Consider the following 24,291-nt stretch of genomic DNA (forward strand, 5'->3'; position numbering starts at 1 on the left):
ACTCAGCAAGGCTCGCGCCAGGCGTCCAGCGCCAGCCGCTTGCGCATGGAGCTCAGTCCCAGGCTCTTCGCCTCGGCGCAGAAATCGCCCCGGCCCAGCTCGTACTCCACATGGAACACCGCCTTCCCCTTCTTTACGAACGGCGTCAGCGCGTCGCACTCCTCGAACTGCGCGCACTGCTCGTTCACCGCGAAGTCGAAGTCGGAGACCAGTTCCGGGATCTGTTCGAGGTCGTTCTTCAGCCCGATGGAGAGGCCGCGGTCGTGGGCGAGCCGGGCGAGCATGCGGTTGAAGGCGAGCTGGTCGGCGGCCTTCAGGGGGAAGCCGGTGTGGTTGCGGTAGCCCTCCGTCAGATCCGGTTCGACCGCGTCGAAGCCCTTCTTGCGGCACATGTCCATGCGGGCGGCCATGATCGGGCGGAGGGTGTCGAGGCGGCGGATGTCCAGCCACTTCTCACCGTTCCAGCCCTTGTTCTTGTCGCCGAGCAGGGATTTGGGGTAGGCGCCGCGGTCGGGCCGGAAGTCCTCCCACGCACCGGCGTTGATGTAGCAGATCACCTTCCGGCCGCGGGCGTGGAGCCGGTCGACGACTTCGGCGGAGTTCTCGAATCCGTCGATGTCGTAGACGGGGACGTCCACTCCGGTGTCGACCTTCCCGTCGAGCTGCCACTGCCAGCGGGTGCCGGGCCGGGGCTGCCAGCGGCCGGACGGCGGGTTCTCGGGGCGGGCCGTCGGGTCCGCCCCGCCGTCCGGCTCCCCCTGCGACGGGCCGGTGGACGAGCAGCCGGCGAGGAGCAGCAGCACGGCCGGCAGTACGGCCCACCACTTGCGGCTCATCGCCCCTCCCCCGCGGTCGCGGCGGCCCGGGGCACGGCCTGCCAGGGGTTGGGCCCCTCGCCCGGCACCGCGCAGTGCACGGCCGCTCCCCGCCGCTCGGCGGTGCGCGCCACCTGCTCGGCGCACTCCGGGGGCACTCCGTGGACGAGGTGGCAGAAGCGCTCCGGCGGGTGGTCGGCGGTCCACGGGGGCACCTCGGCCCGCCGGTAGGCCTCCCAGTCGCCCTCGAAGGTGACGAGCAGGTCGGCGAGTCGGGCGTAGCCGGGGTCGGGGTGGGTGCCGGGGTTGAGCACGGCCGTCCGCGCGCCCAGGGCCTTGGCGAGCAGCACCAGCCGTCGGTAGCGGGGCAGCAGCGCCGGGTGGGCCGCGGCCTGGTCGAGGAAGACCCCGTCGACCTCGTACCACCTGCGGTGGCGGCGGATGTCGGCGACGACTTCGCGGACCGGGCGGTGGCCGTAGCCGGTGTCGGTGTAGCCGAGCAGGGGGACGCCCGCGGCGCGCAGGCGCGTAGCCGCGGCGTGGAAGGCGGGGTCGGGGCGGGCGCCCGGCCCGTCGGCGACGTTGAGTACCACTCCGCGCAGCGCGGGGGCGGCCGCCTCCAGCGCGGTCCACGCCTCCGGGTCGACGGCGGGGTGGACGTAGAGCGGGACGAGCAGTCCGCGTGGCTCCGCGGCCGTACGGTTCATGGGGCGGACTCCGGCGGTCGGGCGGTCCCGTCCCACAGGTCGGTGAGGGACTCGGTGAGGGTACGGCGCGGCTGCCAGTGCAGGGCGCGCGCGGCGAGGGTGATGTCCGCCTGCTGCCAGGGTACGGCGGCGGAGCGGTGCGAGCCGTCGCCGTCCTCGTCCAGCCGGCCGCGGAAGCCCGCGGCCCGGATCAGTTCCTCGGCGAGCTCCCGGGCCGAACGGGCGGTGCCGCTGCCGATGTTGACGACGGGCGGCAGCGGCCCGGGGGCGGTGACGGCGCGGACGACGGCCTCCGCCACGTCGCGGGCGTCGACGAAGTCGCGGTGGGTGGAGAGGTCGCCGACGCGGACCCGGCCGTCGGGCCCGGCCCGGCGCAGCTCGGCGGCGAGCCGGCCGGGCAGGGAGGCGGCGGGCGCGCCGGGTCCCACGGGGTTGAACACCCGCAGGACGACGGCGTCGAGGCCGGAGCCGGTGACCGCGAGGGTGCCGGCCAGCTTGGCGGCGCCGTAGAGGCCGGCCGGGCGGGTGGTGCCGGTTTCGGTGAGGGGCGTACGGCCGTCGGTGGCGCCGTACTCGGCGGCGGAGCCGAGGTGGACCAGGCGGGCCCGGGGTGCCGCCTCGCGCAGCGCTTCACAAAGCGCCGCGGGGCCGCGGGCGTTGGTGGCGGTGAGGGTCATGGGGCTGCCGCCGACGGCGCCGGCGCAGTTGACGACGGCGTCGGGGGCGGCGGTCCGCAGGGCGGCGGCCAGCGGGCCCGGGTCCGCGGTGGCCAGGTCGACCGGCAGTGCGGCGCCCGGCCCGCGGCCGGCGTCGAGGACCTGCGCGCCCGGGAGGGCGCGCAGGCTTGTCGCGGTGTGCCGGCCCAGGAAGCCGGTGACGCCCAGGACGAGAATGCGCATGCGGGCCGGTCACGCTCCCTTGATCAGCAGATCGCGGTGGCCGGAGAACTCCCGGTTGGCCCGGTCGTAGTCGTCGGGCCGGCCGATGTCGAGCCAGTAGCCCTCGAAGTCGTAGGCGTGCGGAGGGGTCTTCTCCTCCAGCATGTCCAGGACCAACTCGTCGAATCCGAGCGGGAGTCCGGGGGTGTAGCGGGCGAGGGCGGCGCGGGACACGCCGTAGACGCCCATCGAGACCCGGTAGTCCATGCTCGGCTTCTCGGCGAAGCCGACGACGCGCCCGGCGTCGGTGGTGAGCACCCCGAAGTCGATGTTCACCTGGCGGGCGTAGGTGGCGATGGTGAGCGGTGCCCCGGAGGTCACATGGGTGCGGTAGACGTCACCGAAGTCGAGGTCGGTGAGGATGTCGCCGTTCATGGCGAGGAAGTGCTCGGGCAGCCGGTCGATCATGGTGAGGAGGGGGCCCATGGTGCCGAGGGGGCTCTCCTCGGTGGCGTAGTCGACTCTCATGCCCCATTGGGAGCCGTCGCCGACGTACGCGCGGATGATGTGGCCGAGGTGGCCGATGGCGAGGGTGCAGCTGGTGAAGCCCGCCCCGGCGAGCTGGCGCATCACGATCTCCAGGATCGCGTGTTCCTCGCCTATGGGCACGAGGGGCTTGGGGAGCGCCGTGGTGTACGGGCGCAGCCGGACGCCCTTGCCTCCGGCAAGTATGACTGCGTGCATGGGTGCCGTCCTCTCTGCGTGGGTGACATCGCGGCGGTGAGCGGTCCCGCCGCGTCAGACGTTGTAGATCCCGGCCTTGTAGCGGCCGAGGTTCTGCGGGTCGCGGAAGAATTCGACGGTCCGGGCGAGGCCCTGCTCCAGGGTGTGGGCGGGGGCCCAGCCGGTGGCGGCGCGCAGCCTGGTGGCGTCGCAGACGAGCCGCATGACCTCCGAGTTCTCCGGCCGGATGCGCTCGGGGTCGGGGCGTACGTCCAGGTCGGCGTCCATGAGCTTGCCGATCAGGGACACCAGGTCGCCGATGGAGATCTCCTCCCCCGTACCGGAGTTGAAGGTGCGGCCGACGACCTCGTCCGCGGGCGCGGTGCCGACGGCGAGGAAGGCGGCGACGGTGTCCTTGACGTAGCTGAAGTCGCGGGTGGGGCGGAGGTCGCCGAGGGTGATGAGGCGCTGTCCGGCGGCGACCTGCCCGATGACGGTGGGGATGACGGCGCGCATGGACTGCCGCGGCCCGAAGGTGTTGAAGGGCCGCAAGGTGACCACGGGCACGCCGAAGCTGGCGTGGTAGCTGTCGGCGAGGCGGTCGCCGCCGGCCTTCGAAGCGGCGTACGGGGACTGGGTGTTGATGGGGTGGTCCTCGCTGATGGGCACGGTCTGCGCGGTGCCGTAGGTCTCGCTGGTGGAGGTGTGGACGAGGCGCGGGATGCCCAGGTGGCGTACGGCTTCGAGCACGTTGAGGGTGCCGGTGACGTTGGTCTCCACATAGCTGTGCGGGGCGCGGTAGGAGTACGGGATCGCGATCAGGGCGGCCAGGTGGTAGACGGCTTCGGTGCCGGTGACGAGCCCGGTGACGGAGCCGGGGTCGCGGACGTCGCCGAGGACGACGTCGACCTGCTCCATCACGTCGGCGGGCAGCGTCTCCAGCCATCCGTACGAGGAGAAGGAGTTGTACTGCACCATGGCGCGGACCCGGTGGCCGGAGGCGACGAGCGCCTCGACGAGGTGCGAGCCGATGAAGCCTTCCGCGCCGGTGACGGCGACGAGTGCGGGTGCGGGTGCGGGCATGAGGGTCTCCCTTGGTGACGGGCCGTGCGCTTGGTGGTGCGTGTTCTGTGGGTCAGCGGTGCGTGGTGAGCCGTCCGAGCCGCTGGGCGGCGACGGCCAGCAGGGCGGCCGCCGCGCCCGTACAGATGACGAGTTGGGCCGTGGCCGGTGCCGTGGTCCGCAGGGTGAGCGCGGCCGATTCGGCTCCGGCCGCGCCCAGGCACAGCAGGGCCGGGATCCAGGCGACGCCGAACGCCTGGAGCAGCAGTCCGGCCCACAGGACCGTGCCGAGGGCGAGCAGGCCGGCGAGCCGTACGGCGGTGACCGGCGGTCCGTCCGGCCAGAGCGCGCCGGTGGTCAGCGCGAGGGCGGTGAGGGCGGCCAGGTAGGCGGCCGCGCACAGGGCGAGCACCCGGGCCCCGCCGGTCAGCAGTCCGCGGGGGGTCGTGGCGCGGGTGAGCGCGGTGAGTGCCATGCTCCGGCAGCGGTAGAGCAGCCATTCGGCGGCTCCCATGCTGAGGGTGAGCGCGATGACGGCGGCGCCGGCCGTGCGGGCTCCGGGGCTGTGGCGCAGGACGTCGCCCAGCGCGGCGAGGGTGGTGAGCACTCCGCAGCCCAGGCCGAACAGCCCGTACGGCAGTGAGGCGAGCGGTGACAGCGCGGGCGGCGGGGTGTACGGGGTGTCGGCCTTGCGGGTGCGGAGGATCTCGTACGCCGCGGCGCCGGTCACCGCGGTGACGGTGGCGAGGAGCAGGGCGATCCGCACGGCGGTGGGCAGGGGGACGGCGAGGAGCAGGGCTCCCCCGGCGGCGGTGGGCAGCAGGGTGAGCAGCAGGAGCCGTTCCCTGCCGAGGACGAGCAGGCAGGTGGCCGCCGCGAGATAGACGGCCTGGCCCGCGGCGAAGGCGGTGACCCCGGTGCTCCGGGGTGCCGTCAGGGTCGCCGCGGTGGCGAGCAGGGCGCCCAGCGGCGCTCCCCACTGGAGGCAGCGCCCGGCGGCCGGGCGGCCGACGGCGAGGCGGAGGTAGGCACGGTGGGCGAAGCCCTGGTTCCAGGCCCAGGCCACGAGGGCCGAGACGACGAGTCCGACGGTGCCCCGGGGCAGTCCGTAGCCGTCCCGGGCGCCGGTCATCAGCGGTGCGCCGATGGCGTAGCCGAAGCCGGGCAGGGTGAACACCAGGGCCCTGAGCAGGAATTGGGCGGGGTGCACCCGCCAGGGGTCGGGGCGGGGGCCGGGGTCGGGGTGGCTGCGGGGGACGCGTGCGTAGAGCTCGGCCGCGAGCTCGAAGGCGTCGGCCCGGCCGTAGCGTTCGGTGATCTGTTCCCCGGTCAGCCCGTCGGCCTCCAGGACGGCCGCGATCTCGTCGGGGTGCACGGCGACGGCGCACACCTCGGCCAGTTCCTCGGCGAGTTCGTCGATCGGGTCCGCAGCCCACCGCGGCCGGGGTCTCTGCCGGAGGGACCCCGGGGTCGCGGCGAGGTCGTGGGCGGGCTCGGGTTCGTCGGGCACGAGGCGCAGTAAGCCGCTCATCCGGCGTCACCTGCCGCCATGGCCATGACGGGGCCGAGAGCGGCCTCGTCGAGGACGGTCTGCGGCTGCGGCCGGTGCCAGGGGTGCTCCACGGGCCGCTGTCCGACGCCCGCGAGGTCGCGGTAGATGTCGCGGAAGGCGCTGATCGTCTGGCGGAGGGTGAACTGTTCGATGACGCGGAGCCGGGCGGCCTCGCCCATGCTGGCGCGCAGGCTGTCGTCCCGCAGCAGCTTCAGCGCCGCTTTCGCCATGCTCTCGGGGTCGCGGGGCGGGACGACGAGCCCGGTGTCGCCGACCGCTTCGCAGACCCCGCCGACGTCGGTGGAGACGGTGGCGCGGCCGCAGGACATGGCTTCGATGAGGGTGAAGGGGAAGCCTTCGCTGATGCTGGAGAGCATCACCACGTTGCCCGCGGCGTAGGCGTCGCGGATGTCCTCGACCCGGCCCTCGAAGACGACGGCCTCGCCCACGCCGAGCTCGGCGGCGAGCTTCTCGCAGGAGGTGCGGTAGCCCTCGCCGCCGCGCGGGGTGCCGCCGAAGAGCCTCAGCCGCGCCTCGGGTATCTCGGCCCGTACGAGCGCGAACGCCCGGATCAGGGTCTCCAGTCCCTTGATCGGGTCGACGCGCCCGGCCCAGCTGAGCGTCGGTGTCCGCGGTTCCGGCCCGGCGGGCGGGAACGCCGCCGGGTCGACGCCGTTGTAGACGGTGCGGATCCGGGCGGGCGGGGTGCCCCCGTGCTCCTCCCAGCGCCGGTTGTAGCGGTTGCCCGGGGTGACGAGCGCGGCGCAGCGGTAGCTCTCGACGGCGAGCAGCCGGAACAGGCCCAGCATCAGGGCCTTGACCGGCCAGGTGTACGGCTCCGTGCGGAAGCCGAGGTAGCGCTCGCGCAGGTAGATGCCGTGTTCGGTGAGGAGGAAGGGGGTGCCGTGCCGGTGGTGGGCGATCAGGCCGGGGAGCGCCGCGAGTCCGCCGCTCACCGCGTGGGTGACGCCCCCGGCGGGCGGGTCGGCGGCGAGCGGGCGGAGCGCGTGCTCCAGCAGGTCGGTGGCGGTCAGCGCGTCGTGGAGCGTGGGGCGCGCGGCGGCCACGGCGAGCCCGGGGCGGTTCCAGACGCGGACGAGGGTGCGGGCGGCGGCCTCGCCGCGCAGGGCCGGGGCGAGGATGCCCGCCGCGGCGTGGTCGGCCAGCCGGTAGAAGGCGCGCGGGAAGTGGTGTTCCTGCGCGGGGTCGAGGAGGGCGAGCAGGAACTGTTCGTAGCAGGCGAGGAAGGAGCGCAGGGCCCGGCCGCGCGGGGCGCGGCCGGCCGGGGGCGGGCCCCACAGCGGGTGGGAGGCCACGCTCCGGACGTGGGCCGGGAGTTCCCAGGCGAGGGACTCCCGGCCGGTGCCCGTGACCGCGATGACATGGAAGTCGACGTCGGGCATGCCCTGCACCAACTGATCGCACCACACGCTCACTCCGCCATGGCTGTGCGGGTAGGTCCCCTCGGTGAGCAGCGTCACCGAGGGGGTGTCGGATGCCGTTTCGGCAAGCGGTCCGTGCATGAAATTCGGTTCTCCCGAGGTGACGCGGCCTGAGGTGGTGGGGTGCGCGGAGGGCCTGCGGGCGGGTTCAGCGGCGGGCGGTCGGCACCGGGCCGTACGGCACGGCGTGGGCGACGCCCCGGGGGACGGTGAGCCGGGCCGCCGGGGCCTGCACCCGTGCGGCGTGGGCCGTGGACGACGAGGTCGCGGGTGTCGCGGTGGCGGGCAGGGTGAAGGAGAGCTGGGGCTGCCCGGCGGCGGGGGCGACCCAGCCGGAGCGCGTTCCGGCGTAGGCGGTGCCGAAGGGGGCGGTGGCGCTGCCCTGGAGCTGCACGGTGCCTTCGGGGAAGGTCGCGGTGGTCTGCACACCGCTGGGGGCGCTGACGGTGACGGCGGAGCCGATGCGGTAGGCCGTGACCTTGCCGGAGGCGAGCGCCGACGTCCAGGCGGCCCGCTTGCTCAGCTCCGTGCCGATGTCACGCATGCGGAGGTTGACGATCGGGGTGCTGTCGGCGTAGAGGCCCGCGTAGTCGGAGAGGGTCTTCTCCAGGACCGAGTAACCGATGCGCTCCTCGGAGAGGTTGGACTGGTGCATGAAGTGCGGCCGCGGGTCGTTGGCGAGCACGTGGCCGAGGGCGATCCGGGTCTCGATGGGCACGATGTAGGAGTTGAAGCCCGTCTTCACGTCCAGCGGGGTCTTCAGGCAGGTGGTCACCTTGGAGTTCTCGCAGATGCCGCTGCCGCCGTCGGCCTTCTTGGTGTAGAGCCAGTTGTACTCGTCGGTCTCCTCGGCGGCGGTGCCGGTGTTGTAGAAGATGTTCATCGGGTAGCGGGGCACGGTGAGCGCGGTGCCGACCGGACGCTGCTGCGGCTCGCGCGAGGTGTCGCTGCCGACCCAGCTCACACCGTTGAGCGCCAGCACCGGGGCGAGGTTGGGGTTGTCCTGGGCCTGCTGCGGGAGCGTCTTGAGGCCGGAGTGCTCGCCGGTCACCAGCTCGTCCCGGTCGAGCGTGAAGCCCTGCCGGGCGCCCCAGTTGAGGTTGTCGTTGATCTGGCTGTTGATGAAGGCGCCGCTGACCCACTTGGTGTTGCCGAAGAGGTCGGTCTGGCACTTCCAGGGCACGACGGTGGTGTTCTGCTCACAGCCCAGGAAGGCATGGGTGTAGGTGTGGTTGATCCACCGGAAGGACTTCTGGTCGGCGACGAGCTGGTTCAGGAGCGGGTCGGGCGCCCCGCCGTGGTCCGCCCGGTACTCCTCGCTGCCGACGCCGTTGTAGGCGAAGTCGATGGGGAGGTTGTGGCTCTGCGACCACTGCTTGGCGTACTGCGCGTCGGCCGCGGTCATCCGCAGCGCCGGGTGGTCGGGGGTGGGGTTGCCGGGGCAGTCGACGTCGCCGGGGGTGCACTTGAGCTTGGTGTCCCAGCGGTCGTCCGAGGCGAAGACGTCGTCGACGTGCACCCCGAAGTAGTTGCGGGAGGCGCCGAGGTGGACGCCCTGCGTCAGCCACTCCACGATGCCGCGGGAGACCAGCCGGAACTGCTGCTGGTACTGGTTGTAGACGAAGGTCACGACCAGCTCGCTGCGCCCGTCGTGGGCGTACTGGCCGATCAGCGAGCCGCGCCCGGTGCCACCGGGTATGGGCGCGTCGAGGTAGCTGGTGTACGTGGCACCGTCGGCCTGCTTGGCCAGCGGGGCCGAGAGATAGCCCCAACTCTCGTTCACAGCAGGATCGTTGCCCTCAAAGGGAACGTTTTTCCTCAGGTATCCGAACGGCCCGGCGGCCCCGTCCGCGGTCACCTGCGCGGACTTGCCGTCGAGGCTTCCGCTGTAGCCGGAGTCCTGCGGGCTGTTGAGACCCACGGCCGGACGGGCGTACGTATAGGCGTCGACCTGCCGTATGCCGAAGCGCTTCTCGTAGGACGCCAGCGCCGCCATCTCCGGCGAATTGGCGCCGAACGGGCTGTCGTTGGGCAGCACCACGCCCTGGAACTTCGCCCTGGGTCTGCCGTCGACGGTGTCGCTGAGGAAGGCGTCGTCGATCCGGGCGCGCCCGGAGTCGGAGAGCGCGACGCTCGTGTACGGCGTGCCGGCGCCGTCGAGTTCGGCGCGTATCGCCTCGGTGGCGGGACCGCCGTCGTCGACGACGAGCACCCGCAGATCGATTCTCGGAGTGGTGTCTGCGGCCTGCGCCCCTGCCGCGGGAGCGGCGATGGCGAGCAGGGCGCCCGCAGCGCAGGCTGCGGCAAGACGGGTCGGACGACCCATGGTTTTCTCCCCCCAGAACGGGCCCGCGCACCCCGTGCGCCGCCGTCCGGTAAGACGCGTGCGCGCAGCGCCGGACCCGGCACCGCGGCACATCGAATAAGTCCCCAGGAACGGCCCCTTCGCGGTCGCGCCTCCCCACCCGACCGCCCGCTTCTCTGCACCCGGCGCGGACGCCATGTCCGCCGCCGAAGCCGTACGGCCGGAGCCGGTGCCGTACGACGGTGTGCGCGAGCGCCGGGCACGGCGGTGCCGCGACCTCGAGAGGCACCGATGCCTCTCGACCGCCCAGCCATATAGTGCGCCATGGCCGAACGTCTCGCTGGCGCACTGCCGAGTAGCCCGGACGCATGTGACCGTGGTCTGTCCGGAATTGAGCGCACCACCGCCGGGGCGCCGGACGGACCGGAGGACACCTGGTCCGGCGGTCACCTCCGGGGTGACCTGTGCCGACATTGGTGTACACCGCCGTGGTGCGCGCCGCCGTCGCGCGGTGTCGCACGGGTCCCCCGGGGAACTGAGCGCCCGGAGATCGGCCTGATGACTACTGTCCGGCTTGCCCGTTGCACCCGTCAATTGTCGGATACATCCCCCGCCCGTCGATCTCCGCGACCGGGGTTTTCAAGATCCATTCCAAGCCGGAGAGGCAACCGGAAGCAACGCTCCCCCCTCTAAGTAAGGTTGTCCTCAAATCCTTGGGGGAGGGATCAACTCCGGTTGACCGGCGGCTTGTTGAAGGATCACTCGCAGACGACGGAATCTTATCCTCCACTTGTCTGCTCCCGGCAGATCCGCTCAGAGCTCACAGCACTTCCGCGAACGCCCGTGACCAGGCAGGGTTTCCCGCATGAGGCTATTGATACTGGGCGGAACGGAATTCGTGGGCCACGCCGTCACCGAGGCGGCCCTGGCCCGCGGCTGGGAGGTGACCGTCTTCCACCGGGGGCGGCACGCGGCACCGGCGGGCGTGACCGCCCTGCACGGCGACCGCACGGCGCCGGGCGGCCTCGCGGCCCTGGGCGCGGGCGAGTGGGACGCCGTCGTCGACACCTGGGCGGCGGCGCCGACGGCCGTGCGCGACGCGGCGCGGGCCCTGGCCGGGCGGGCCGGGCGCTACGCCTACGTCTCGACCGGCTCGGTGTACACCTACCCCTCGCCCGACGGGCACGACGAGAGCCACCCCGTGGTCGACGGCTCGCCGGACGCGGACGCCGTGGACTACGCGCGGGACAAGCGCGGCGGAGAGCTCGCGGCGACCGCGGCCTTCGGTGACGACGCGACGCTCCTGGTGCGCTCCGGGCTGATCCTCGGCCCCCGCGAGAACATCGGCCGGCTGCCGTGGTGGCTGAACCGGATCGCGCGCGGCGGGCCGGTCCTGGCACCGGGGCCGCGCGATCTGGAGCTGCAGTTCATCGACGTGCGCGACCTCGCCACCTGGACCCTTGACGCCGTCGCGGACGGGCTCGCGGGCCCGTACAACCTGATCGCCCCGCCGGGCCACACGACGACGGGCGCCCTGCTGGAGGCCTGCGTGCGCGTCACCGGCTCCGACGCGGAGCTGCGCTGGACCGGCCCCGAGCAGATCCTCGCGGCGGGCGTCCAGCCCTGGACGGACCTTCCGGTGTGGGTGCCGCGGGGCGAGCTGTACGACACGCTGCACCGGGGGTCGGCGGCGAAGGCCCTGGCCGCGGGGCTGCGGTGCCGGCCCGCGGAGGAGACGGTGGCCGACACCTGGGCGTGGCTGCGGACGCTGGGGGGCGTGGCACCGCAGCGGCCGGACCGCCCGGCGCCGGGGCTGGATCCCGAGCTGGAGGCGAAGCTCCTGGGCACCGGCGGCTGACACCCCGCATGCCGGGCGGGCCGTCCGGCCCGCCCGGCGCCGGAATCGCCGGGCCGCACCCGCCGACATAAAATGACAATGATCATCGAACGGTAAACCCGTACCGGTCCTGTCCCGTCTCCCCTGGAGAAATCCCCTCCAAGAGGAGTCACCACCGTGGGCCTCACGTCCCAGGCATTGCTGACAGTCCTCGCGCTCATCGCCCTCGCGGTGTGCGCGCTCGTGATCTGGCTGTGGCCGCGCGTCGCGAAGAAGGGGCTCCTCGCCCTGGCGGGCCGGATCGGACTGCTGGTCGTCACCCAGGTCAGCATCCTGGCGCTGCTCCTCGTCGCCGGGAACAACATCTACGGCTTCTACTCCACTTGGAACGAGCTCCTCGGCCGCGCCTCCAGCCGGCAGTCGCTCCAGCCGGGCGCGGAGGGCGGCGAGCGGGTGCCCGCGCTCACGGTCAAGGGCCAGGAGTCCGCTGGCCTGAAGGGCGGCCGGGAGAAGGCGGGCCAGGTCGACCGGATCGAGATCCGCGGACCGGTCAGCGGGCTGGGCATGGACGGCTACGCCTATCTGCCGCCGCAGTACTTCCAGAAGGAACACGCGAACGAGAAGTTCCCCGTGGTCGTGGCGATCACGGGCCAGCCGGGGGTCTCCAAGAACCTCATCACCCAGCTCAAGGTCCCGCAGGCGGCCTCGTCCGCCATCATGGCGAAGAAGATCCGGCCGGCCATCTATCTCCTGGTGCGGCCCTCGGTCGTCGCCGACCGCGACACCAACTGCACGGACGTGCCGGGCGGCCCGCAGGCGCTGACCTTCTTCAACCAGGACCTCCCCCTGGCCGTCTCCGAGCAGTACCGCGCGTCCGACGCCCCGGGAAGCTGGGGCGCCGTGGGCAACTCCACCGGCGGCTACTGCGCGCTGAAGCTCGCCATGACCAATCCCGCGCGGTACGGCGCGGCAGCGGGCCTGTCCGCGGACTACTTCGCCCGGCAGGACGGCAAGACCGGCGACCTCTACGCCGGCAGCAAGGCGTACAAGAACGAGAACGACCTGACCTGGCGCCTCGAACACATGCCCCCGCCGCCGGTGTCCCTGCTGGTGTCGACGAGCAAGACGGGCGAGGAGAACTACGAGCCGACACTGAAGTTCGCGGCCGCGGCCAAGCCTCCGACCCATGTCACCAAGCTCATCCGCGACGAGGGAGGACACAACTTCCAGACGTGGCGCGAGGAATACCCGGTCGTGCTGGGCTGGCTGGACAAGGAGCTCTCCGCGAAGAAGTAGCTCCGAATTCCCTATAGGATCCCGAAAAATCACCCGAACGCGGGAATGCGCGCAAAGTAATGGCAATCTTACGCTGAGCGCATGCCTGGTTGGGGTTTCGCTCTGCCGCAGTCCGTGCTCCGCGCCGCGGCCGCCGTGCTGATCTCCCTGCTGCTGATCCTCGCGGGCGGTGGCGTCCAGGCCGTCGACTACGGCGACGACCGCGAAGAGGGCTCCTCCTCGCTGGAGTTCACACCGTCCGACGACTGCGTCACCTCCATGCTGCTGCTCCCCGGCAGCGCCGTGCGCGAGGGGCGGCGCTGTGGGCACCGCGTCCCCCTGCTCACCGGCCCGACCACCCCGGTCGCCCGCCTGCGCGTCACTCCGCTCGTCTCCCGCGCCGACGCCGCTCCGGCGTGCGCCGCCCGCCCGGGTCACACCGTCCTGCGCTGCTGAGGGTGAGGCGCCCGCCCCTGCCCGGGGGCCACCGCGCCGTCCACCGCCCCGCACATCCAGCAGGTACGAGAGCAGAGAGAGTCGTCATGCCCCTCGACCCCGCGCGTGCCATGGGTGCCTACCTGCGCGCCCAGGTCTACCGCGACCACGCCTCCGGGCCACCGCCCGCCGCCACCCCCGAAGGGCCCTCGGATCGGCCCGAACCCCCCGACCGCTCCCCCTCGGCCGCGGAGCCGGACACCCCGGCCGCCGCCCCGCCGGAACGCGCCCTGCGGGCCGTCCCCCGGCCGCCCGGAAGGCTCGCCCGGCTGCTGCTGTTCCTGCGTCAGGGATCCGCCGTCGCCCCGGACACCCGGCGGCCCTGACCTCGACCGGCGCACACGGCCTGATGTTGAATGCCGGGATGATCGACATCCAGGTGCTCCATGTCTTCACCGGGCCCGACGGCGAGGGTGGCAACGCCCTCGCCGTCGTCCGCGACGGCGCGGCCGTGCGGGGTGACGCCGCCAGGAGGGAACTGGCCGCCGAGCTCGGCCACAGCGAGACCGTGTTCGTCGACGACGCCGAGCGAGGCGTCGTCGACATCTGGACGCCCAGCGTCCGGCTGCCGTTCGCAGGCCACCCGCTCGTCGGCGTGGGGTGGCTGCTGGGGACGGACGTGCTGCGGCCGCCCGCGGGCGAGGTCCGCGTCCACGGGGACGGCGAGTTCACCTGGGTGCGCGGCCGCGCCGCGTGGGCCGCCGGACGGCACACCGAGCAGTACGCGTCGGTGGCCGAGGTCGACGCGCTGCCCGCGCCGCCCGAGGGCGAGGGCTGGTTGTACGCCTGGGCCTGGCAGGACGAGCGCGCGGGCCGGGTGCGCGCCCGCGGCTTTCCCCGCCGCGGGGACGGCATCGTCGAGGACGAGGCGACGGGCGCGGCCGCGCTGGTGCTCACCGGCCGGCTGGACCGTGCCCTCGACATCCGCCAGGGCGCGGCCTCGCAGATCCTGACCCGGCCCCGCGCCGACGGCACGATCGACATCGGCGGGCGGGTGGCACGCGCCGCCTGAGCTTCCGGGGCGACGGCCACAGGTCCGGGGCCGTTTCCTATGCTGAGGGTGTGAACCACTGCCGGATCCGCCTCACCCTCGCCCCCGAACTGCGGCTCTTCGCGGCCGCCGACCGCCGTGCGGAGCGCACACCCGTGGCCACCGACGGCTCGTCCTCGCTCGGTCACGTCGTCGAGTCGTTCGGCGTCCCGCTCACCGAGGTGGGCGCGCTGCTGGTCGACGGGCGGCGGGTGCCGGTGTCGTACGTACCGGGGGCGGACGAGGAGGTCGAGGTGCGCGCGGTCACGCGCCCGCAGGAGGTGCCCGGCGCTCCGCTGCGGTTCCTCCTCGACGTGCATCTGGGCACGCTGGCGCGGCGGTTGCGGCTGCTGGGCGTGGACGCGGCGTACGAGAGCGAGGACCTCGGCGACCCGGCGCTCGCCGCGCTCTCGGCGGCCGAGCGCCGTGTGCTGCTCTCCCGCGACCGCGGGCTGCTGCGGCGCCGGGAGATCTGGGCGGGCGCGTACGTCTACAGCGACCGGCCCGACGAGCAACTGCGCGACGTCCTCGGGCGCTTCGCCCCGCGCCTCGCGCCCTGGAGCCGGTGCACCGCCTGCAACGGCCCGCTCCGCGACGCCGACAAACAGTCGGTCGGCGACCGCCTGGAACACGGCACGCGCTCCACCTACGACGTCTTCGCCCAGTGCACCGAGTGCGAGCGCGTGTACTGGCGGGGAGCGCACCACGAGCGCCTGGAGGCGATCGTGAACGAGGCCCTGCGCGAATTCGGCACACCGGCGACAGCGCTCTAGCCCGGGCGAAGTGCCCCGCGGATCACCTCAGCTCGTGCTCATCGCGTACGTCAGCCGGTGCAACTGCTCCCGGTGCGACGTGTCCGGCAGCCGGTTCAGATGCGTGCGCGCCGTCTCCACGTACGCGTCGAGCATCCCCACCGCCGCCTCGACGGCCTTCAGTTCGTGCATCAGCGCCGTCAGCCGGCGGCGCGCCCGCCGCCCCTCGCCCCGCAGGAACAGCCGCCGCAGCTGCCGGGCCTGCCGCGGGGTGGCCCGCTCCACGGCGAGCAGCAGCGGCAGCGTGGGCCGGCGGTTCCGCAGGTCGCTGGCCATCGGCTTGCCCGGCTGCGACCGTACGTCCTGGCCGCGGTACGGCAGCAGGTCGTCGCGCATCTGGAAGGCGACGCCCAGGGTCTCGCCGTAGGCGGTGAGCGCAGCGGTGATCTCGGGGTCGGCTCCGGTGAGGAGTGCCGCCATGCGGCAGGTGGCCCGCAGCAGGGCCGCGGTCTTGAGGGTGACCATGGCGAGATAGGTGTCGAGGCCGCAGGCCAGGTCGGTGCGCATCCGGTCCTCCAGCAGCTGGCCCCGGCAGATCTCGACGCCCGTGTTGCCCGCCAGGACGATGATGTCGAGCAGCAGTTGGGGGGCCAGGCCCTCGCCGCGGCAGTCGGCGACGTCCGCGAAGGAGCGGCACACGAGGGCGTCGCCCACGAGCAGGGCCTGGTCGGTGCCGAAGCGCGCGTGGACCGAGGGGCGGCCCCGGCGCTCGGCGTCCCCGTCGATGAGGTCGTCGTGCACCAGGCTCGCGGTGTGGTGGCTCTCCAGGGCGGCCGCGATGACCGAGGCCTGGGCGAGGTCGCCGCCGAGCGCCGCGACGCACAGCAGGAACAGCCTGGGGCGCAGGAGTTTGCCGTGCGGCAGCAGCGCGTAGCGGGCCAGGGAGTCGAGGGCGTCGTCGGTCCTGGGCCACAGCTCCTCCGCGCGCCGGGTGTAGTAGCGCGAGAAGAGGGCGGCCGGGGACCGCTCGGGGGCGGCGGAGTGCAGGGGCGGGTCGAGGTTCACGGGTCCTCGCGGGTGCGTTCGGGAATCGGAGGCGTCGGCGGGGCCGGGGCCTCGCGGGTCCAGCTTTCCAGGCGGGCGGCGGGTGCCGGGGGCGCGACGCGATGCGGGCCGGTCCTGTGGGGTGACAGTGACAGGTGGGGAGTTGACGTGAGCGAGAGCCGCCGGGGAAAGGAGGTGCCGGTTCGTGGTGGCGGTCCGGCCGCCCACGGCCGGACCCGGTCGCGGGGCGCGTGTACCGGAATCCCGTCGCGCCCTTCGATCCGGAACGCGCCCTGCTCAAGGCGGGCGCGGTGGGCCGATAATGGGGACGCCGGTGGCTCGCCCGCCGGTACCGCCTGCGCTGCCGGGGAACACCCGGCACACCATGGGGGCTTGGATGATCGCTGAGTTGGAACAGGACGGGCCACCGCGCGACCGGCGGGTGGCATCCGCCGGACGCCGCCGGGGCCGCCGTACCCGCCGCGCGGCCGTCGTCGCGGCCCTGGCCCTGGGCGCCGCACTGCTCGTGCCGCCCGCGTCGGCGGAGAGTCCGGCCCGGACGGTGACCTCCGTCGGCCGGTCGGTGACCGCCGCGGACACCGGCGGCGCGGCGCTCGCCCTCGCGCAGCGCTCGGTGCGGCCGGCCGGGCACGCCGCCGTGGACCACCGGGTCACGGTGGCGAAGGCGAAGAAAAAGAAGAAGGGCTTCTTCGCGAAGCTGGGGATCTTCCTGCTGGTGGTGCTGATCCTCGTCGTGCTCTTCGTGGTGGTGCTGATCGCGCTGGCGATCCGGCTGGCACGGCGGGCCTTCGGGCGCCGCCGTACCTGACCGATCGGACGGTCAGCCGCTCTTGCGGCGGAACGAGCGCTGGCCGCCCGCCTTGCCGTGCGTGCCGTGGATCTTGGAGCCGTCACGGCCCTGGCCGCCCGCGGCGCCGTCGGCCGACTGGCCGCGCTTGCGCTCGAGGGCCTCGCGGAACTTCCGCTTGACCTCGTCCTCGGCGCCGGTCTCGGGCGTGTCCTGGGACGCAGTGCTGTCCGTCATCAAAAACCTCCTGGTCATGGCGGCCGTCGTCCCAGCTTCGCACGACGGCTCGTTCAGTTGAAGTCCGGTTGACGTTCAGCTGAGCCGATTGAAGCAGGTAACGGCGGGAAAGCCGTCATCGGCGGCCGGCAGCGCCCTTGAAGCGGTTTGGCCCGATCTGCCCACGCGCACCGGGAATTGCGGTTCCGGGGGAATCAGTCGATGGTCAGATCACCGTCGGGGAGGTCCTGGACGGTGAGCTTCGACCGGGGCACGCCGAGCCCCGCGGCAACCGCCTTCGCGATCCCTTCGGCATCGGGCGCCGTGGGGTAGGGAACGGTCTCCCCCTCGCCGTAGCTCTCGATGGCCTTGGTGAAGTAGCCGGGATACCAGGCGCCGACCGCCCCCTTGACCTCGACGCGGCTCACGGCCCGCTTGCCGACCCGGTTCTTCAGGGCGGCGAGGATCTGGTCGGAGCGGTATTCGCCGGGCACCTGGAACAGGCTGGCGTGCGCCCCCACCTTGCCGCCGTCCCGCAGCCGGACGGTCACGGTCAGACAGCTCGTCACGCTCGGGTAGAGGATCGGCCGGCCGGGCCCGGCCTCGGCGACCTGGCCCTCGGTGATCCGGACGGCGGCCGTGTCGCTGTTCGCGGCGGCCGCGGCACGCGGCCGGGCCTCGGCGACGGGCCCGGCCGCGAGCGGGACGGCGACGACGGATATGAGGGTGGCGGACAGCAGCAGCGCCCGGCCGCCCGCCGCCATGCGCGGCATGATCGTGGAAGTCATGCCGAAGATCATCCCGCCGATGACGCCTCGGGGCCAAAGCGGCTGCGGACCGCCGTCTGGACCTCGGCCTCCTCGGCCGGGTCGGCGGCGAGTCTGCGGAGCTGTTCGACCACGCGGGCGTCGGCCGTGGTGGCGTGGTGGGCGGCGAGCTCGCGGGTGGTCTCCTCGCAGTCCCACAGGCACTCGACGGCGAAGCCGGCCGCGAACGACGGGTCCGTGGCCGCCAGGGCGCGCGCCGTGCGCCCGCGCAGCTGCGAGGAGGAGGTCTCGCGGTAGATATGGCGCAGGACGGGCGCGGCACAGCCGATCGACAGCCGCCCGGCCCCCTGGACGAGCTCCCACAGCACCGCCGCGTCCGGGCCCTCGGCCCGCACCGTGCGGCGCAGGGCACCGAGCACCAGCGCGGAGTCGTACGCCGCGCCCCGGCAGGCCAGCATGCCCGCGGCGGCGCCGCCCAGGGCGTCGGCGCGGTGGATCCAGCCGCGGGCCCGCTCCAGGGCCGCGGTGCTGCGCATGCGCTCGAAGGCGGTGACGGCGGCCTCCGCGACCAGCTCGGCCGGGTCGGCCGCGGCGGCCTCGATCAGGTCGAGGGCCTGGGGGTCGTGGTGCTCGGCGAGATAGCGCAGGGCGGTGGCGCGCGCGGCCTCGGGGCCGGACGCGGCCGCCTGGATGATCTCCAGCCGGTCCTCGGGGCCGGCCACGGCGGTGAGGCAGCGGGTCGCGGGGACGTGCCGCAGCTGGGTGGGGTGCAGGGCGAGGCCCTCCTGGGCCCAGTCCAGGACCTCGCGCACGCTCCAGCCCGGCCGGGGGCCCGTCGGGCGCAGCTGGCGCTGCCAGCGGTCGAAGGAGCCTTGTTCCCCGGCGGCGAGGACGCGGGCGGCGGTCGAGGGCGACTGCCGCTCGTCGGCCCACAGCCGCCAGGGGCGGGGCTCGAAGGCGTCGCGCACGGCCGCGGCGAGCGCGGCCTCGCCCGCGGGGGTGCCGGGGAAGCGGGCGAGGATGCTCTCGCCGATGCCGAGCAGTCCGGCGTCGTCGTCCCGCAGGGCCAGCTCGTCGAGGGCCCAGGCCCAGTTCGCCCCGGAGATCGCGTAGCGGCGCAGCAGCAGCAGGGCGTCCGTGCGGCCGTAGGACGCGAGGTGGCCGAGGACGGCGAGGGCGAGCCCGGTGCGCTCCTCCGCGGTGTCGAGCAGGTCGTCGACGTGGAAGAGGTGCTGTTCCAGCTCGTCGAGCCCGCCGTCGAGATCCAGGTGGAGGCGCGCGTAGTAGAGCGAGCGGTTCTCGACCTGCCAGTCGCGCCTGGGGTCGTGCAGCACGCAGTGGTGCAGCGCCGCGAGCGCCTCCGCCCGCGGCGCCGCGAGGGCATGCAGGGTCCCGTCGCCGCGGCCTCGCTGAAGGAGGCCGAGCAGGGTGCCGCTGGGCGCTATGTCTGGATCGAACATGGGGTCAGCATCCGGTGCGGGGAGTCGGCTGGCAACGGGATTTCCGTCGTCCGGCATTCTTGCCGGTGTCCACCGGTGCTATGCCTGGTGAACAGGGGGAACTCGCGGTCTTCCGAGCGCCCGCAGCCTACCCGGAGCCGAGCATTCCGCCGAGTCGCGCCCGAATTGCCCTGCTCCGCCCCTCCCGTGGCCGCCCGCCGCCACCGACGCCCGCACCCCCGGACTCCCGGCTTCCGCACCCACGCCGGCTTCGCCCCGGGTCCGCGATCACCATGTAATTGATCTTTGACCGCATTTGACGGCCTTCTCCCCTCGGCATCGCGCCCGACATCGGCCCTCCATGTCCACGACACCCCCCTTCCCTACCTCCGACAGCCCCCTGCCACACGTGCGACGACCCGCCTCTCATGCTCCTGACAAAACCCCCTGTTGCCCACGGCATATGCCGATGACACCACCAGATCGGGTGTTGCCAAACCACTTACAGGCCCTCGCTCCCTGTGCAACAGTCGTTACCGGCCCTGTCCCCGGACCCAGCGCCGGCCGCGCCGCGCCCGTATCGGAGTACGTCATGCCGTCCCCTCTCCACACGGATCGTTCCGCCGCTCAGCCGCCCGAGCAGACCGTCGACGCGCTCATCTCGCTCACGCGCCGGCTCCGTGGCGACATCGACGCCGTGCGCCGCGGGACCGTGGGCGAGGAGCTGCCGACGGACCCCAGGGCGCGCTGGCAGCGCGCCCTGTGCGAGCTCGCCGTCCATCAGCTCGACGACCTCGGCGAGCACCTGGACCAGCTGCGGGAAGGGCCGCCCGACGACGGCCCCGCGGCCCGGCCCGGGGAGCCCGGCCCGCAGGCACTCACGGCGCCGGCGGATCCGGCCGGCGCACCGCTCGGCCGGGCCGGCAGCGCCGAGTGGAACCTCCTCACCGACGACGTCACCTGGTCCGACGACCTGTTCGAGCTCTTCGGCCGTCGCCCCGAGGACGGCGCGCCCACCCTGGACGAACTGCCCTCCTGGGTCCTGGAGGAGGACACCCGGCTGCTGACCGCGATGGTCACCGACTGCCTGGTCGACGGGAAGCCGATCGACGGGGAATTCCGCATCGTGCGCGGCGACGGCTCCCTGCGCACCGTGCACATGATGGGCGAGCCGGTGCTCGACGCCGACGGCGCCACGGCCTCCATGTGGGCGGTCCTACGGGATGTGAGCGAGCTGCGCCGCAGCCGCCAGGCCGTGCACGAGACCCGTGACTCGCTGCGGCACCACCAGCACGCCGCGCGGACCGAGCACCGGCTCGCGGTCGAACTCCAGGAAGCGGTGCTGCCACCGTGGCGCGGCTCCCTGCGCTTCCCGGGCAGCGCGGTGCCGGAGGCCGAAGCGGCCCCCGGCACCCTCGATCTCGCCGCGCACTATCTCCCGTCCGCCAGCAGTGCCCTGGTCGGCGGGGACTGGTTCGACGCCCTCCAACTGCCCGACGGCAGGACGCTGCTGAGCGTGGGCGGCCTCACCGGGCACGGTGTGGCCGCCACCTCCAGCATGGCCATGCTGCTGGGCGCGCTGCGCGGCATGGCGATCACCGGGGCCGAGCCGGGCCCCCTGATGGGCTGGCTCAATCACCTCCTCGACGCCTCCGCGCAGCCCGCGCTCGGCAGCGCCGTCTGCTGTCGTTACGACCCCACGACCATGACGCTGGGCTGGTCGCAGGCGGGCCACCCCGCCCCGCTGCTCTTCCGCGAGGGGAGCGGAATCGCGCTCCGGCCGCCGGAGGGCATGCTGCTCGGGGCGGTCCCCGATGCTTCGTATGCCCAGGCCGAAGAGCGGTTGGAGCCCGGCGATGTGCTGGTGCTGCACACCGACGGCCTGTCGCCCCGCAGCACCGAGCCGGCCGATTCGATCGCGGAGCGGCTGCTGGGCTTCGCACCACGGTTCGCCGTGGCCAGGAGTGCCCAGGAGTGCGTCAGAGCCGTGCTGGAGGAGTTCGGGGGCAAGGAGCGCGAGGACGATGCCTGCGTGCTGATCGCCCGTATTCGCCGCTGAAGGTCCCCGCGCAGGCATCCGCGTGGGGGTCGGCCGCGGGACCGTGCCGGGCCCGCCCTACACGGCCATGCCCTTGCCGCCTTTGTCCGCCCCGGGGTCCTTGCGGGTGGCCTTCCCGGGGCTCTTATTGGGAGCCTTGGGGAGGGCCTCCTTGATCTCCTGCCGGAGTTCCTCGATCCGGCCGTAGCCCGCGTACCGCCCGGTGAGCCGGTACATCACGCGCAGCCGGTCCCAGGTGCGGTGCGAGGACGTCTCGCCGATGGACACCAGCGCCAGCCGGGCATAGGTGTCCGCCTGCTCCGGGTCGTTGCCGATGAAGCAGGCCGACGCCATGGAGATGTAGTCGAAGATCATGGAGCGCTGATAGCCGTTGCCCCGGAGGGCCAGCGCCTCCCTGGCGTGCTGCTGGGCGACGGCGGCGGCCGCCGGGTCGTGCTCCGCGAGCGTGCGGTACGCCAGCGCCTCCATGCCGTGGAGATCCGCCTCGTCGAACGACTGCATCCAGCTGGGCGGTGGCACGTCCCCCCGGTCCGAGACGAAGAGCTCCTCGGCCTCGCCCAGGGTGCGCCGCATGGCCTGGCCCCGGCCCATGGACGCCTGTGCCCAGGCCTCGATGGTGTAGAGCATGGCGCGGGTGCGGGGCAGGGTCTCCTCGCCGGAGCCGGACTTGGCGAGCTTCATCAGGTCCAGCGCGTCGTCGGGGCGGCCGAGGTGGACCATCTGGCGCGCGGCGCGGGAGAGCGCCTCGCCCGCCCGCGGGCGGTCGCCGCCCTCGCGCGCCGCGTGGGCGGCGATGACGAAATACTTCTGCGCGGTGGGCTCCAGGCCCACGTCGTGGGACATCCAGCCGGCGAGCACCGCGAGGTTCGCGGCGACCCCCCACAGCCTCCGCTGGAGGTGGTCGGGGTGGTGGTAGGCGAGCATCCCGCCCACCTCGTTGAGCTGGCCCACGACGGCCTTGCGCTGGAGCCCGCCACCGCGCTGGGCGTCCCAGGCGCGGAAGACATCGACCGAGTGTTCCAGGGCGTCGATCTCGGTGGAGCCCACGGGCGCCGCCTCATAGCGGTCGAGCCCGGCCGCTTCGGCGTGCGTGGAGTCCAGGTGCAGGGGGTCTGTGAAGCGAGGAGCGTCGGAGGCGAGAACCGGATCGGAGTGCAGCCAGTCGTGCATAGCGCTGCTGAGTGCTGAGCCTGCGGCGAGCGCGGCGCCCGCGCCCACCAAGCCGCGTCGGTTGAGCATGAGGTCCATTCCCGTGAATTCGGTGAGGACCGCGGCGGTCCGCTCGGGCGGCCAGGGCAGCCCGTCCGCGGACTGCCCTTTACCCGCGCGCCCTCGCCGGCCGAACCCGAGGTCCTCGATGGTCACGACACGACCGAGCCGCTCGGTGAAAAGGGCTGCCAGCACACGGGGCACGGGATCGCGCGGGGACTCCCCCATGTCGATCCAACGCCGCACTCGCGAGGTATCGGTGGCCAGCTGCGGGTGGCCCATGACGGCCGCCTGCCGGTTCACCAGTCTCGCGAGTTCGCCCTTGGACCAGCCGGCCAGGCCGAACAGATCCGCTAGGCGGGTGTTGGGTTCCCTCGTCACGTCAAGCCCCCAGGTTCTCGGCTGACTTGAAGGTAGCGGGCCGTCATGGGCCAAGCGAGTATTCGCCAGGGTTCGCCAGGGTCCGCCAGATGGTGTGCCACCCGCGACGGGGTGTGATGTAGGAACGCGCCACCCCGGCCACCCCGCAGCCGGAAGGCATTCCCCAGGGTGCCCCATGGCCCGGGGACCGGGGAGCGCCGTAATTCGCCGGCACACGAAGGGATCTGTTCCGCACATGTATGCAGCCTCGTCCTCCGTGTCCGCCCCGCCCCGGCAGCTCCGTCCGCAGCACGCCGGCGGCGGGCCGTACCTCGACCCCTCCCATGCCGCGGGAGCTGCCTTCGGGGGCGGAAGGGCCCGGCGGTCCCCGGGGCTCGGCGGCCAACCGCTCAGCGGGAGAATCGACTTGTCCGGCCCCCAGGGCACGCAACTGCGCACGGCGATCGCCGCGGTGCACCGCATCTGCCCGGAGTTCAACCCGGTCCAGGTGCTGCGCCGCAGCGGCCGCTCGGTCCTGCTGGTCGGATCCACCGGCCGGAGCACGGCCGTGGCCAAGTGTTTACTGGATCATTCACCGGCATGGGCCGAGCGGTTCCGCCACGAAATAGCTACATACCGGGCGTTCGTCCGGCACCGCCCGCCGGTGCGGGTGCCTCGGCTGATCGCCGCGGACCCCGACAACTGCACCCTGGTCATCGAGCGGATGCCCGGCCGGCCGGCCGCCGCCCAGCGGCACCCCGCGGACTCCCCGCCCCGCGCGGACGTCCGCGCGGCGCTCGGGGCGGTCTGCCGGGTCAACCTCTGGCGGCCACCGGCCGGCATGTTCGACATGCCGCTCGACTACGGCAAGCGCATCACCCGCTATCACGAGCTGGGCCTGCTCACCGACCGCGATCTGGGCGACCTCCAGAAGCTGCTGCACGGGCTGGCCCACGTCCAGGGGCAGTTCTGCCACGGTGACGCGCTGCTCTCCAACATCCTCCTCTCCCCCGCCGGTCCGGTGCTCGTCGACTGGGACCAGGCCGGGTGGTATCTCCCGGGGTACGACCTGGCCACGCTGTGGACCGTCCTGGGCGACGCCCCGGGGGCCCGCCGTCAGATCAGCCAGTACGCACAGCAGGCCGGCCCGGTCTCCCGTGACGCCTTTCTGGTGAATCTGATGCTCGTACTGACACGGGAGATCCGCACGTACGAAACGGCCGTTCAGCGCGCCTTGCAGGAGCCCGCGCCGACCGCACCCGGTGCTGCCGAGTCCGGTGAGGAGCAGCGGCTGCTGCTGCGTCGCCTGCATGACGACTGCGCGCTCGCCAGGCGTGCCGTACGGGCGGCGGTCGGCACCCGCTGACCGCCCTCCGCCCGGGTTCGCCCTGACACGCCGCGCTCCCTTCCCGCGCGGCGTGTCGCCGTTCACTGGTACGGATGACGGCCTCCCCATGCGCCCGTGTGTCCCTCACACGGGCGCATCAGCATGATTGACGGATCGTCATCCAGCGGC

22 protein-coding genes are annotated in these 24,291 nt (G+C 73.2%); 9 read left to right on the forward strand and 13 right to left on the reverse strand.

Going from position 1 to position 24,291, the window contains the following annotated elements; translation table 11 throughout:
• Positions 1-2: 2 nt before the first annotated feature.
• The 8 genes from ABD269_RS17465 to ABD269_RS17500 form a co-directional block, all read right to left on the reverse strand.
• Entirely contained in the window at positions 3-836 is an 834-nt protein-coding gene (locus ABD269_RS17465; protein ID WP_344118797.1) for an endo alpha-1,4 polygalactosaminidase, read from the reverse strand.
• A complete protein-coding gene (locus ABD269_RS17470) occupies positions 833-1,522 on the reverse strand; it encodes a spherulation-specific family 4 protein (RefSeq protein WP_344118799.1) in 690 nt (229 codons plus the stop codon). Before ABD269_RS17470 ends, ABD269_RS17465 begins: the two co-directional genes overlap by 4 nt.
• Positions 1,519-2,421 (reverse strand): NAD-dependent epimerase/dehydratase family protein, encoded by a 903-nt coding sequence (locus ABD269_RS17475; RefSeq protein WP_301889641.1) that lies wholly within the window; start codon positions 2,419-2,421, stop codon positions 1,519-1,521. Before ABD269_RS17475 ends, ABD269_RS17470 begins: the two co-directional genes overlap by 4 nt.
• A gap of 9 nt (positions 2,422-2,430) precedes the next feature.
• A complete protein-coding gene (locus ABD269_RS17480) occupies positions 2,431-3,144 on the reverse strand; it encodes a nucleotidyltransferase family protein (RefSeq protein WP_301890517.1) in 714 nt (237 codons plus the stop codon).
• Positions 3,145-3,198: 54 nt separating this feature from the next.
• A complete protein-coding gene (locus tag ABD269_RS17485; protein WP_344118803.1) occupies positions 3,199-4,206 on the reverse strand; it encodes an SDR family NAD(P)-dependent oxidoreductase in 1,008 nt (335 codons plus the stop codon).
• 52 nt (positions 4,207-4,258) lie between these two features.
• Complete coding sequence (locus ABD269_RS17490) at positions 4,259-5,716, reverse strand: hypothetical protein (RefSeq protein ID WP_344118805.1); 1,458 nt, start codon at positions 5,714-5,716, stop codon at positions 4,259-4,261.
• Entirely contained in the window at positions 5,713-7,260 is a 1,548-nt protein-coding gene (pelF, locus tag ABD269_RS17495; RefSeq protein ID WP_344118807.1) for a GT4 family glycosyltransferase PelF, read from the reverse strand. Before pelF ends, ABD269_RS17490 begins: the two co-directional genes overlap by 4 nt.
• Positions 7,261-7,327: 67 nt before the next feature.
• Complete coding sequence (locus ABD269_RS17500; RefSeq protein ID WP_344118809.1) at positions 7,328-9,505, reverse strand: hypothetical protein; 2,178 nt, start codon at positions 9,503-9,505, stop codon at positions 7,328-7,330.
• 844 nt (positions 9,506-10,349) lie between these two features.
• Between ABD269_RS17500 and ABD269_RS17505 the strand changes: the two genes are divergently transcribed.
• The 6 genes from ABD269_RS17505 to ABD269_RS17530 all read left to right on the forward strand — a co-directional run bounded on the left by ABD269_RS17505 (position 10,350) and on the right by ABD269_RS17530 (position 14,894).
• Entirely contained in the window at positions 10,350-11,342 is a 993-nt protein-coding gene (locus ABD269_RS17505; protein ID WP_344118811.1) for an NAD-dependent epimerase/dehydratase family protein, read from the forward strand.
• A 156-nt stretch (positions 11,343-11,498) separates the two neighbouring features.
• Positions 11,499-12,617 (forward strand): alpha/beta hydrolase, encoded by a 1,119-nt coding sequence (locus ABD269_RS17510; protein WP_344118813.1) that lies wholly within the window; start codon positions 11,499-11,501, stop codon positions 12,615-12,617.
• Positions 12,618-12,698: 81 nt separating this feature from the next.
• Positions 12,699-13,052 (forward strand): hypothetical protein, encoded by a 354-nt coding sequence (locus tag ABD269_RS17515; protein ID WP_344118815.1) that lies wholly within the window; start codon positions 12,699-12,701, stop codon positions 13,050-13,052.
• Between the two features lie 86 nt (positions 13,053-13,138).
• On the forward strand, positions 13,139-13,417 hold the full coding sequence (locus ABD269_RS17520) for a hypothetical protein (protein WP_344118817.1): 279 nt from the start codon (positions 13,139-13,141) through the stop codon (positions 13,415-13,417).
• Between the two features lie 38 nt (positions 13,418-13,455).
• Positions 13,456-14,103 carry a PhzF family phenazine biosynthesis protein gene (locus ABD269_RS17525; RefSeq protein WP_344118819.1) on the forward strand — a complete coding sequence of 216 codons (648 nt, stop codon included), beginning with the start codon at positions 13,456-13,458 and terminating at the stop codon, positions 14,101-14,103.
• Between the two features lie 50 nt (positions 14,104-14,153).
• Complete coding sequence (locus tag ABD269_RS17530; RefSeq protein ID WP_344118821.1) at positions 14,154-14,894, forward strand: Mut7-C RNAse domain-containing protein; 741 nt, start codon at positions 14,154-14,156, stop codon at positions 14,892-14,894.
• A gap of 27 nt (positions 14,895-14,921) precedes the next feature.
• Here ABD269_RS17530 and ABD269_RS17535 read toward each other — a convergent pair whose 3' ends face one another.
• Entirely contained in the window at positions 14,922-15,938 is a 1,017-nt protein-coding gene (locus tag ABD269_RS17535) for a polyprenyl synthetase family protein (RefSeq protein WP_344118823.1), read from the reverse strand.
• Positions 15,939-16,314: 376 nt separating this feature from the next.
• Between ABD269_RS17535 and ABD269_RS17540 the strand changes: the two genes are divergently transcribed.
• Positions 16,315-16,746, forward strand: a complete 432-nt coding sequence (locus ABD269_RS17540; RefSeq protein ID WP_344118825.1) for a hypothetical protein — start codon at positions 16,315-16,317, stop codon at positions 16,744-16,746.
• Positions 16,747-16,758: 12 nt separating this feature from the next.
• Here ABD269_RS17540 and ABD269_RS17545 read toward each other — a convergent pair whose 3' ends face one another.
• The 3 genes from ABD269_RS17545 to ABD269_RS17555 form a co-directional block, all read right to left on the reverse strand.
• Positions 16,759-16,962 (reverse strand): DUF5302 domain-containing protein, encoded by a 204-nt coding sequence (locus tag ABD269_RS17545; protein ID WP_301889619.1) that lies wholly within the window; start codon positions 16,960-16,962, stop codon positions 16,759-16,761.
• Between the two features lie 194 nt (positions 16,963-17,156).
• Entirely contained in the window at positions 17,157-17,729 is a 573-nt protein-coding gene (locus ABD269_RS17550) for a hypothetical protein (RefSeq protein WP_344118828.1), read from the reverse strand.
• An 8-nt stretch (positions 17,730-17,737) separates the two neighbouring features.
• Positions 17,738-19,168 carry a HEAT repeat domain-containing protein gene (locus ABD269_RS17555; RefSeq protein WP_344118830.1) on the reverse strand — a complete coding sequence of 477 codons (1,431 nt, stop codon included), beginning with the start codon at positions 19,166-19,168 and terminating at the stop codon, positions 17,738-17,740.
• 571 nt (positions 19,169-19,739) lie between these two features.
• On the opposite strand from ABD269_RS17555, the gene ABD269_RS17560 reads away from it, so the two are divergent.
• Positions 19,740-21,206, forward strand: coding sequence for a PP2C family protein-serine/threonine phosphatase (locus ABD269_RS17560; protein ID WP_344118832.1), 1,467 nt, complete (start codon positions 19,740-19,742; stop codon positions 21,204-21,206).
• Between the two features lie 57 nt (positions 21,207-21,263).
• On the opposite strand, the gene ABD269_RS17565 is transcribed toward ABD269_RS17560, so the two are convergent.
• A complete protein-coding gene (locus ABD269_RS17565; protein WP_344118834.1) occupies positions 21,264-22,796 on the reverse strand; it encodes a DNA-binding protein NsdB in 1,533 nt (510 codons plus the stop codon).
• Between the two features lie 235 nt (positions 22,797-23,031).
• Between ABD269_RS17565 and ABD269_RS17570 the strand changes: the two genes are divergently transcribed.
• Entirely contained in the window at positions 23,032-24,141 is a 1,110-nt protein-coding gene (locus tag ABD269_RS17570) for an aminoglycoside phosphotransferase family protein (protein WP_344118836.1), read from the forward strand.
• Positions 24,142-24,291: the final 150 nt, after the last annotated feature.

The organism is Streptomyces blastmyceticus, assembly GCF_039521185.1.
Lineage (GTDB): Bacteria > Actinomycetota > Actinomycetes > Streptomycetales > Streptomycetaceae > Streptomyces > Streptomyces blastmyceticus.

Bases quoted from the DNA above. Each gene is read 5' to 3' on its own strand.
- ABD269_RS17465 (WP_344118797.1), bottom strand. From the start codon at position 836: ATGAGCCGCAAGTGGTGGGCCGTACTGCCGGCCGTGCTGCTGCTCCTC.
- ABD269_RS17470 (WP_344118799.1), bottom strand. From the start codon at position 1,522: ATGAACCGTACGGCCGCGGAGCCACGCGGACTGCTCGTCCCGCTCTAC.
- ABD269_RS17475 (WP_301889641.1), bottom strand. From the start codon at position 2,421: ATGCGCATTCTCGTCCTGGGCGTCACCGGCTTCCTGGGCCGGCACACC.
- ABD269_RS17480 (WP_301890517.1), bottom strand. From the start codon at position 3,144: ATGCACGCAGTCATACTTGCCGGAGGCAAGGGCGTCCGGCTGCGCCCG.
- ABD269_RS17485 (WP_344118803.1), bottom strand. From the start codon at position 4,206: ATGCCCGCACCCGCACCCGCACTCGTCGCCGTCACCGGCGCGGAAGGC.
- ABD269_RS17490 (WP_344118805.1), bottom strand. From the start codon at position 5,716: ATGAGCGGCTTACTGCGCCTCGTGCCCGACGAACCCGAGCCCGCCCAC.
- pelF (WP_344118807.1), bottom strand. From the start codon at position 7,260: ATGCACGGACCGCTTGCCGAAACGGCATCCGACACCCCCTCGGTGACG.
- ABD269_RS17500 (WP_344118809.1), bottom strand. From the start codon at position 9,505: ATGGGTCGTCCGACCCGTCTTGCCGCAGCCTGCGCTGCGGGCGCCCTG.
- ABD269_RS17505 (WP_344118811.1), top strand. From the start codon at position 10,350: ATGAGGCTATTGATACTGGGCGGAACGGAATTCGTGGGCCACGCCGTC.
- ABD269_RS17515 (WP_344118815.1), top strand. From the start codon at position 12,699: ATGCCTGGTTGGGGTTTCGCTCTGCCGCAGTCCGTGCTCCGCGCCGCG.
- ABD269_RS17520 (WP_344118817.1), top strand. From the start codon at position 13,139: ATGCCCCTCGACCCCGCGCGTGCCATGGGTGCCTACCTGCGCGCCCAG.
- ABD269_RS17525 (WP_344118819.1), top strand. From the start codon at position 13,456: ATGATCGACATCCAGGTGCTCCATGTCTTCACCGGGCCCGACGGCGAG.
- ABD269_RS17540 (WP_344118825.1), top strand. From the start codon at position 16,315: ATGATCGCTGAGTTGGAACAGGACGGGCCACCGCGCGACCGGCGGGTG.
- ABD269_RS17545 (WP_301889619.1), bottom strand. From the start codon at position 16,962: ATGACGGACAGCACTGCGTCCCAGGACACGCCCGAGACCGGCGCCGAG.
- ABD269_RS17550 (WP_344118828.1), bottom strand. From the start codon at position 17,729: ATGACTTCCACGATCATGCCGCGCATGGCGGCGGGCGGCCGGGCGCTG.
- ABD269_RS17555 (WP_344118830.1), bottom strand. From the start codon at position 19,168: ATGTTCGATCCAGACATAGCGCCCAGCGGCACCCTGCTCGGCCTCCTT.
- ABD269_RS17560 (WP_344118832.1), top strand. From the start codon at position 19,740: ATGCCGTCCCCTCTCCACACGGATCGTTCCGCCGCTCAGCCGCCCGAG.
- ABD269_RS17570 (WP_344118836.1), top strand. From the start codon at position 23,032: ATGTATGCAGCCTCGTCCTCCGTGTCCGCCCCGCCCCGGCAGCTCCGT.